This window comes from Luteitalea sp., assembly GCF_044337415.1.
Classification (GTDB): domain Bacteria; phylum Acidobacteriota; class Vicinamibacteria; order Vicinamibacterales; family Vicinamibacteraceae; genus Luteitalea.
Genome location: NZ_JBIINP010000040.1, coordinates 21,500 through 30,129, shown reverse-complemented (window position 1 = coordinate 30,129; position 8,630 = coordinate 21,500). Strand labels below are relative to the sequence as shown.

At 70.2% G+C, this 8,630-nt stretch carries 6 protein-coding genes; 1 reads left to right on the top strand and 5 read right to left on the bottom strand.

Annotated features, from left to right (window positions below; translation table 11 throughout):
• The first annotated feature begins 49 nt into the window (after window positions 1-49).
• The gene (smpB, locus tag ACIRDX_RS09030) at window positions 50-562 is read left to right on the top strand and encodes an SsrA-binding protein SmpB (RefSeq protein WP_396625087.1); all 513 of its coding nucleotides are present in this window, start codon (window positions 50-52) and stop codon (window positions 560-562) included.
• Window positions 563-572: 10 nt separating this feature from the next.
• Here smpB and ACIRDX_RS09025 read toward each other — a convergent pair whose 3' ends face one another.
• From ACIRDX_RS09025 to ACIRDX_RS09005, 5 genes are all read right to left on the bottom strand, one after another.
• On the bottom strand, window positions 573-1,676 hold the full coding sequence (locus ACIRDX_RS09025; RefSeq protein WP_396625086.1) for a glycosyltransferase: 1,104 nt from the start codon (window positions 1,674-1,676) through the stop codon (window positions 573-575).
• The gene (locus ACIRDX_RS09020; RefSeq protein ID WP_396625085.1) at window positions 1,673-2,392 is read right to left on the bottom strand and encodes a class I SAM-dependent methyltransferase; all 720 of its coding nucleotides are present in this window, start codon (window positions 2,390-2,392) and stop codon (window positions 1,673-1,675) included. Before ACIRDX_RS09020 ends, ACIRDX_RS09025 begins: the two co-directional genes overlap by 4 nt.
• Window positions 2,393-3,820, bottom strand: coding sequence for a sugar transferase (locus ACIRDX_RS09015; RefSeq protein WP_396625084.1), 1,428 nt, complete (start codon window positions 3,818-3,820; stop codon window positions 2,393-2,395).
• 106 nt (window positions 3,821-3,926) lie between these two features.
• Window positions 3,927-4,934 (bottom strand): glycosyltransferase family 2 protein, encoded by a 1,008-nt coding sequence (locus ACIRDX_RS09010; protein ID WP_396625083.1) that lies wholly within the window; start codon window positions 4,932-4,934, stop codon window positions 3,927-3,929.
• Between the two features lie 122 nt (window positions 4,935-5,056).
• Entirely contained in the window at window positions 5,057-8,569 is a 3,513-nt protein-coding gene (locus ACIRDX_RS09005; protein ID WP_396625082.1) for a hypothetical protein, read from the bottom strand.
• Between the last annotated feature and the right edge of the window lie 61 nt (window positions 8,570-8,630).

Here is an 8,630-nt window from a genome sequence, read left to right as displayed (position 1 = left end):
CTGAGCCCTGAGCCCTGAGCCCTGAGCCCTGAGCCCCGAGCCTTCAACCATGGCCACCCACCAGACCTCCCAGCCCAAGACGACGCCCAAGCCGGCGGAGAAGACGCCGCGGTTGCTGGCCGACAACCGCAAGGCGGGCTTCGACTACGAGTACCTCGAGCAGTGGGAGGCCGGTGTCGTGCTCCTCGGCACCGAGGTCAAGGCCATCCGCGAGGGGCGCGTGAACCTGCGCGACAGCTACGCGCGCGTCGAGGGCAGCGAGGTCTGGGTCTACAACATCCACATCAGCCCCTACAGCCATCGCGGCTACGCCGAGCACGAGGCGCTGCGCCGGCGCAAGCTGCTGCTGAACCGGGCCGAGATCCGCAAGCTGATCGGCAAGGTCACCGAGAAGGGACTCACGCTGGTCCCGACGCGCATGTACCTGAAGAACGGGCGCGTGAAGCTCAACCTGGCACTCGCGCGCGGCAAGAAGGCGCACGACAAGCGCGAGACGATCAAGAAGCGAGAGGCCGACCGCGAGACGCGCGCGGCCGTGAAGGAGCGCGTCACGAGGCGCTGAGGCGGCAATTTCAAATTGCCGACAGCAGGACGGCCTCGTAGGCCGGCAGCACGCGTTCCCAGGTGAACGCCTCCGCGTGCCGCGCATGGCTGGCCGCCCGCATCGCCTCGAGGGCCGCGTCGTCGTCGAGCAGGGCCGCCAGGGCCGCGGCGCAACTCGGCTCGTCGCGGAAGAAGCGCGCCCCCGGACCCGCCACCCAGCGATTGAAGGTGTTGTCGTGTGCCAGGACCGGCGAGCCGGCTCCCAGGGCCTCGACCAGCGACGGATTGGTGCCGCCCACGGTGTGGCCGTGCACGTACAGCCGCGCGTGGTGACGCAGCACCTGCACGATGGCCGTGTCGTAGATCGCGCCGGGGAAGATCACGTCGGGGCCGGCTGCCGCGCGCACCGCCACGTGGTAAGGGTGACCGGCCTCGTAGGCCCCGAGCACGACCAGGGGGTACGCACGCGGCGTTGAGGACCACGCCCGCACGATTTCGAGCAGCGAGTTCTCCGGCTCGGGCCGGGCGATGACGAGCCCGTAGCCGCGGGGCGACAGGCGCCAGGCCCGGAGCGGGTCTACGGGGGCCGTGTCGAGGCGGTCGGCTCCGTAGGGCACCATCGTCACCCGCCGGCCCCAGCCACGGCGGGCGAGCATGGCCTCGATGTCCGGATGGTCCGCGATCAGGTGCGTCGCGCCGTAGCCCGCAATCCAGCTGTTGCCCCAGAACCACGCGCGGACCGGCCGTGGCCACTTGCCGCGCCGCCACTCCACGCCGTCCATGTTCACCACGTGCCGACGGCCCCGGAGCCGGTACCACGGGAACAGCACTGCGGTGTTGAACCCGAGCGTGAGCAGCAGGTCGTCGTGGCGCGCCGCATGCCGCGCGCACCAGGCGTCGAACCACACGCTGCCACGCGCGCCTTCCCATGGCGCGGGGACATGCTCCAGTCGGACGCCTCGCCACGTCCCCTGGCGCCGCTGGGTGCCCGGCGGCTCCTGGCAGTACACCGTGACGTCCCACCCGCGCTCCACCAGCCAGGGCGCCAGGTGCTGCGCGCAGGACTCGAAGCCGCCGTGACGATTCGGGATGCCGCGCGAGCCGAGGATGCGCAGGCGTCGGGCGCCGCTCATGCCGCCTCGCCTGCGCCGGGACGCGACGCGACGACCACGATGTCCGACAGCGTGGTGTCGTAGCGCCCCAGCGTCACCGCTCGGGTGCCCGTGCTGGCGGCGCCGAGCAGGACGTCCGCCACGCGATGGCGGCGACGGAGGTGTTGCGGCACCGGTCCCTCGTAGAGCGCCAGCGACTCCACGCGCAGGCCCGTCGCCTCGATCAACCGACGCAGGCCGGTGGGGCGCAGCGTGAACCGGAACGCGGTCGGGAACTGGTCGAAGGCCTCGGTGCCTGCAGAGCGGTCGCCGAGCACGCGGCGATACACCCACACATGGAACCACCAGGGCGTCAGCCGGGTGACGAGTCCCTTCAGCGACAGGATGTTGGGCAGCGCCAGCACCAGCAGGCCTCCCGGGCGCAGCAGGCGGGCCACCTCCCGGATGGCGAACTGCGGGGCCGGGAGGTGCTCCAGCACGTCCCAGCACACCACGAGGTCTGCGCTCGCGCTGGCCACGGGCAGTCGCGTGACGTCACCCTGCACGAGCAGGCGCGTCTCGACATTGCGTCGCAGCTGGGAACGGAGCAGGTCGACGCCGACGACCTGCGTGCCCGGCGGGTACGCGAGGTGCGACCGCGCGCCGCAGCCGGCCTCGATCACCCGCGCGGCTCGATGCCCGCGCAGCGCCTCGGTCACCTGCGCCTGGGCCTGGGCCAGCGGATCGGCGACGCTCACCTACTTGGCGCCGCGGCCGAGCAGGACGGCGGGGATGGTCTTGAAGGCGATCTTGATGTCGAGCCACAGCGACCAGTTGTCGATGTACTCGAGGTCGAGCCGCATCCACTCCTCGAACGTGAGTTCGTTGCGGCCGCTGATCTGCCAGAGGCAGGTGAGGCCCGGCTTCATGCTCAACCGGCGCCGCTGCCAGGGTTCGTACTGATTGACTTCCTCGACGACCGACGGCCGGGGCCCGACGAAGCTCATGTCGCCGCGCAGGATGTTCCACAGCTGCGGCAGTTCGTCGAGGCTGGTGCGACGCAGGAACCCGCCGAACGGGAACACGCGCGGGTCGTTGGTCATCTTGAACGCCGGGCCGTCCATCTCGTTGAACGGCTCGAGCAGCGGCTTGAGCCGCTCCGCATCGATGCGCATGGTGCGGAACTTCAGGAACGTGAAGCGCCGGCCGTGCAGGCCGCACCGCACCTGCCGGAACAGCACGGGGCCGGGCGAGGCCAGCTTCACGCCGACGGCGATGACGATCAACAGCGGGCTCAGCAGGACGAGCAGGGCCGCCGCGAGCACCACGTCGGCCACGCGGCGGACCGCGAGGCGCACCTCGGCGCCGGGCGCCCGCGAGAACGTGACCAGCGGGAACTCGTCGCCGAGCTGATCGAAGCTCAGGCGCGAGACCGACCGCGGCAGGAACTCCATCGCCACCCGCACCATCGTCCCCTGTTCCTCGAGGCGGGCGATGATCGGCGAGAGCGCCTGCAGGTCGGCCAACTCGCCGGTGGCTGGCGCGAAGAGCACCTCTCCGGCGTGCTGCTCCTGGGCAACCCGCGGCAGGTCGGCATAGGTGCCGAGCACGGGAAACGCCGTGACTGCCGACGGCTCCCATCGGCCGTCGCTCACGAGTCCCGCGACCTCCAGGCCCCAGTCGCGATGCGCGTTCACCAGGTTGGCGGCGCCTTCGGCCTCCCGTCGGCCTCCCGCCACGATGATGCGGCGGTGGATGCCGCCGCCGAGCAGCAGCGCCCGCACGAAGCGGCGCAGGCCGACGACGAAGGCGAAATCCAGCAGCAGGAACAGCAGGATGACCGGCCGGCTGATGACATGGCCCTGCCGGGCCCCGAAGATGAAGGCGATGAGCAGCAGCCCACCCACGGCCACGGCTCCGAGGATGGTCGACACCTCGGAGTTGAGGGTCCGCCCCTGTCGGCCGTACAGCCCCAGGGCGTAGAACACCAGCGGCCAGGTCAGCAGGATGCAGCCGAGGACGGGCAGGTACCAGCCGAACGGCGGCAGGCTGCCCGAGAGGAAGGGCATGCTGTCGCCTGGCACGACGCCCCGCAGCGTGTAGGCCAGGGCCAGGGCCAGCACCGTCGCCAGGGCATCGCTCACGACATAGGCGCCGTTGATCAGACGGGCGCGCTCGGCAATCATGCCCAGCCCCCCTCCCGGTCGCGCCTCGATGTCTGCGTGTTGGCCACCACGTCCGTGCCTATTGTCGGATAGGGGTGCCGCACCCGCAACCTGCGGGAAGGACTACCTATCCTTGGATGTTTCCAAGCTCGACGGTCCCCGCCCGTGCGGGGCGACCCTGCTCGAACCAACGTGCCAGGTCCGCCGAACGCACACGGCGCCTGCCAAGAACGTGCCGGCGCCGGACCACCATCGTGGGCAGCAGCCGGAGCACGTCGAGCAACCCGGGCACCGACGTCCATTCCCGAAGCAGGACATAGCCGACCACCTGGGCATCGCGCCACAGTCCGGGGAGCGCGAATCGCCAGGCCAGCCCTGCGGACTGGTTTTTCAGCCGCAGCAGGAACCGATTCCGGACGGAGTATCGGTTGATCTCGGCCGGGAGCTTAGACCGGCGCTCGGGCGTGACCCGCCGCCGATGCCAGGCCACGGCCGCCGGCACGTAGAGGCTGGTCCACCCCCGCCACTGCGCGCGCCACGCCAGGTCTGCATCTTCTCGATACGCAAAAAATGCCTCATCGAAGTACTCGCCCTGCCAGCAGACGTCGTCGAGCATCGCCCGGCGGTAGAGCGCCACCGCTCCGCTCGGTCCGAAAATCGGTTCCGGCCCCTCGAGGAACCGGCCCGCCGCAGGCTCGCCGGCGCCGCGGTCGAGGTGCCGCTGGTCGGGCGTCATCACGATCCCCGTCGAGTCGAGGACCGCATCGTCGTCGAGTCGCAGCAGGCGCCCGGTGGCCGAGCCCACCGTCGGGTCGGCTTCCAGCACGTCGACCAGCGCGGCGACGTACCCGGGAGACAGGACGGCGTCGGGATTGAGGCAGAGGTAGTACGTCGAGCCGGAGAGCCGAATCAGTGCGTTGTGCCCGCCCGAGAACCCGAGGTTGTCGGCCGAGCAGGTGTGCTCCTCGGGCGCGGTGAGCGACGACACGAGGGCGCGAGACGCCGCTGTCGCGTCGTTGTCCCACACGTGCAGCGTGATCCCGGGATAGGTCTGCGCCCGCACCGAGGCCACGCACCGCGCCAGGAGCGCGTCGGGGTGGTACGTGACGATGCCGACGGAGACGGAGGGGGGCATGCAGGAGCGGGCGACAGGCTACAGGCTACCTGAACCCGATCCCCTCAACGCAACGGCTCAAGGCTCAAGGCTCAAGGCTCAGAGAGCTTTCTGAGCCCGAAGCCCTGAGCCCTGAGCCTTCGCTACCTGATCCTGATCCCCGTCTCGTTCGTGCCCGCGCCGAAGACCTCGCCGCCGCCGTCCCAGTAGAGTGCGCGCTCGATCACGATTGGCGTGCCGTTGGTGCTCTCGACGGTCACCCCGAACATCTCGCCGTCCTGCAACTGTGCGAACGCGTCCTGGCAGGCGCCCGGCTGGCCGGCGTAGCAGGTGAAGCGCGAGTTGGCGGGGACCGTGAACGCGGCCGAGGTGACCACCGCGCGGCCGTTCTCACGCAGCAGGCGCAGTCGCACGGTCGCCGGCGACGCCGACGGATTGGCGATGAGCACGAAGGTCTTGTACTGCAGCGTGCCGCCGTTCTGCCCCTCGGCCAGCGCCCAATGCGTGCCTGTGGTGGTGACCCCGGCGCTGTTGTGGGCGTCGGTCCAGTTCAGGTACGAGCCGAACCAGTACATCGCGCGTTCCACCACGATCCCCTGTGGCGCCGAGACCTCGGTCGAGACGTCGATCTGCGTGGAGAGCGCGTCGCGCCCCGAGGCCACGCCCAGTTCGTGGTCGACGAAGAGCGTGAGGCGGCTGTTGGCCTTCACGGGATGGGTCTGCGTGTAGGCGCCCTCGGGCGTCAGGTACCGCACCGTCGCCACGGTGTCGGTCGGGTTGGGATTGGCGATGAGCAGGTAGGTGTCGAAGCTCGGCCCCGTGGCCCCTTCGGCCGTGAACCATCGCGTGGCCGTGGCGGTCACGGCGGCCGAGGCGTGGCCGCCCTCGAAGGTGCGTCCGCCGCGGTTGAAGTACATCGCGCGCTCCACGATGATCGGCCGGTCGGCGGTGATGCGCGTGGAGAAGGCCTTGCCCGCGAGCACGCGCGGGCAATTGCTGCCGCTGGTGCCTGGCGCGCAGAGGTCGTTGGCCCACAGCGTGAGCCGCCCCGGCGCCGACGGGAAGTCCGACGGGATGGACACCACCGTGCCGTCCTCGAGCAGGAAGTCGACCGTCACCCTCGGCGCCACGGTGCCGGTGGCCGTCAGCAGGATGAAGGTCTGGAAGAAGCTGTTGGCGGCGCCCTCGGCGAGGAACCATGTGGTCGACGGCGCGAGCAGCGCCTTGCCCGTATGGCCGCCCCAGCCGTCGCCGAAGCCCATGGTGCGCTCGACCACGACGCCGCCACGCAACGACTCGACGACGACCGACACCGGCCGCCCCTGGCCGTTGTAGGTGGCGCCGGACAGGCCGTTGACGTTCACCGTGTGCCGGCCGTATGCCGGCAGAGGAATCTCCTGCACGACGGGTGCCGGTGCCGTGGTTTCGCCGAGGTCGGCGCGCTGGCTGAACAGCACGGTCACGCGCGCGATGGCTCCACGATTCTCCGGGTTCGCGATGGCCACGCGCTCCTGGAAGAACCCGGTCGACCCCTCGGCCAGCTCCGCGCGGTTGGCCACCTGCGGGCTGGTGCCGGCGCCGAACTCGGCCTGGTTGCTCACGCCGTCGCCGTCGGTGTCGGCCGACATGTTGGTCAGCCCGTAGAAGGCCTGCCACTGGCTGAGGGTCATCGGCGGCTCGTAGGTACGGGTGACCTGCAACGGCCCCGTCGCGTACTTGCCGAAGCTGTACCCGGCGGCGTCGGTCATCTCGACGTACACGTGGTAGGTGCCGGGCGTGACGCCGCCTGGCGTTGCGGCGAGATCCCACACGTACGAGCCACTCGAGGCCGCGAGGTTGTTGGCCACGAGGCGCTTCGACGCCGGATCGGTGTCGGTGTCGAGGTAGAGGGCCACCGTCGCGTTGGCCGCGGCCGGATTGGCGCCGTAGCGGGCGTCGCCGGCGGCCCACTGCACCACGAACTGGCCCGCGGCCGTCGGTTCGTCATCGGCTGCCAGCCTCACGTTGGACAGCGTGAACGGCGTGTCCAGCGTGCCTTCGGTGATGTCGAGGCGGAAGTTCGTGATGTTGGAGGCGAGGTTCCCCCACGCCGAGCCCGTCGGCAGGAACTGCAGGCCCTCGACGCTGCAATCCGGTTGCGCCGAGCCGTACGCGCTGAGGTCGATGGTGTAGGTGCGCGGGCCGCCGTCCTGCACCGGCAGGCCGCACGACTCGGCGAACGCACCGCCGCGGTATGCCGCCGTCCGCCAGATCACCCGCATCATGCCGCCCACCCCGGGCCGTCCCGTGTTGACATCGCGGTCCTCGAGGAACGGCCGCGGCGCGAGCGGATCGAACGTCGACTGCACGGGGATGTCGTAGTCGATGGTGAAGGTCAGCCGGTGATAGCGCCGCGCCTGGTCGGGCGTGAGCGAGAACCGCGCCCCGAGGTCATCGTCGAAGAAGCGGACCTGCGAGTCGCTCTGGGTCAGCCCGTACTGGCCCGAGCGCCACGCGGTGCCGGTGAGGCCCTGCGGGGTGAAGGTGCTGTTCTTCACGTCGAACAGGGCGCTGGTCGGCGACGTGTAGCGGAACACGTCCTCGCGGTTGGTGAGGTCCCACGGGTCGCCGATGAGCGTGCTGGCCATGTCCTCGCCGCCAGTCACATCGGGATTCAGGATCGTGAAGAACGGCGAGGCGTCCACCACGAGCGTCGCGGTGCGCGACGCGGAGGCGCCGGTGGCCGTCAGCGTCCAGGTGCCGGGCGTGAGGTGCCCGTAGTCCCACGCCACGCTGCTGTTGTCCGGGAAGGCGCCGGTGTTGCCGCGCGGGTCGGGGTTGGCGTGTCGGCCGGGTTGGATGTCTTCCGGGAACACCTGGACCGACTGGGTGCCGTCCGTGGCCGTGATCACCACGTTGCTGCCGAGCGACTGCCACGAGAGCGTCACCGTGCGGGCGGCAGTCACCTTCACCCAGTCGAGTTGCACGGTACCGCCGACCGGTCCTGTGCCCGGCGTCACGCTCAGCCCGGCGATCTGTGCGGACCAGGGCGTGCCCGAGAAGCGCGCGCCGGGGACAAGGACATTCGGGTCGGTCAGGCGCACGCGGTAGACCTGCCACTCGTTGGCGTCACCTTGATCGCCAATCGGGCTCTGGTTGATCCAGCGTGCCGTGTCGATGTCGAAGCCCTTGGCCAGGAGGAGCAGGACCCCGACCGGCGTCGAGGCATCCCGACGGCCCTTCTCCCACAGCACCTTGAGGGCCTCGGTCATGCCCGCCGCCCAGGAACGCTTGAGGCGGAAAGACAGGGTGACGTACCGGCTGGCGTCGATGGGCGTCTTGATGCCCGTGTCCTGGCGGGCGTTCATCGCGCCGGGCACCCCGCCGAACAGCATCTGGACGGACGGCGTTGCCTCGCGCATCACGCCCGAGAAGATGCCGTTCGAGACGGTCGGATATGGCTGCCACGCCGTGTACTCGTTGCCGTTGTCCTGTGGCGTGTCCTCACCCAGCGAGTAGGCGTAGACGTAGTCGGTCGTCTTGTCGAAGTCCCAGGGATCGCCCTTGGCTTCGGCCGCGTAGTCCGGCGCGGCGGTCACGGTGACCGACCCCGACCCGTTGATCCGCAGGTTCTGAGCCTCGGCGGAGGTGGCGAGGGCCAGTCCGACGAGTGCCACGACACACGAAAAGCGTAACGGGGAGCACATTTCCGTAAGCGCCGCCCGGGCGCGCGGTGCC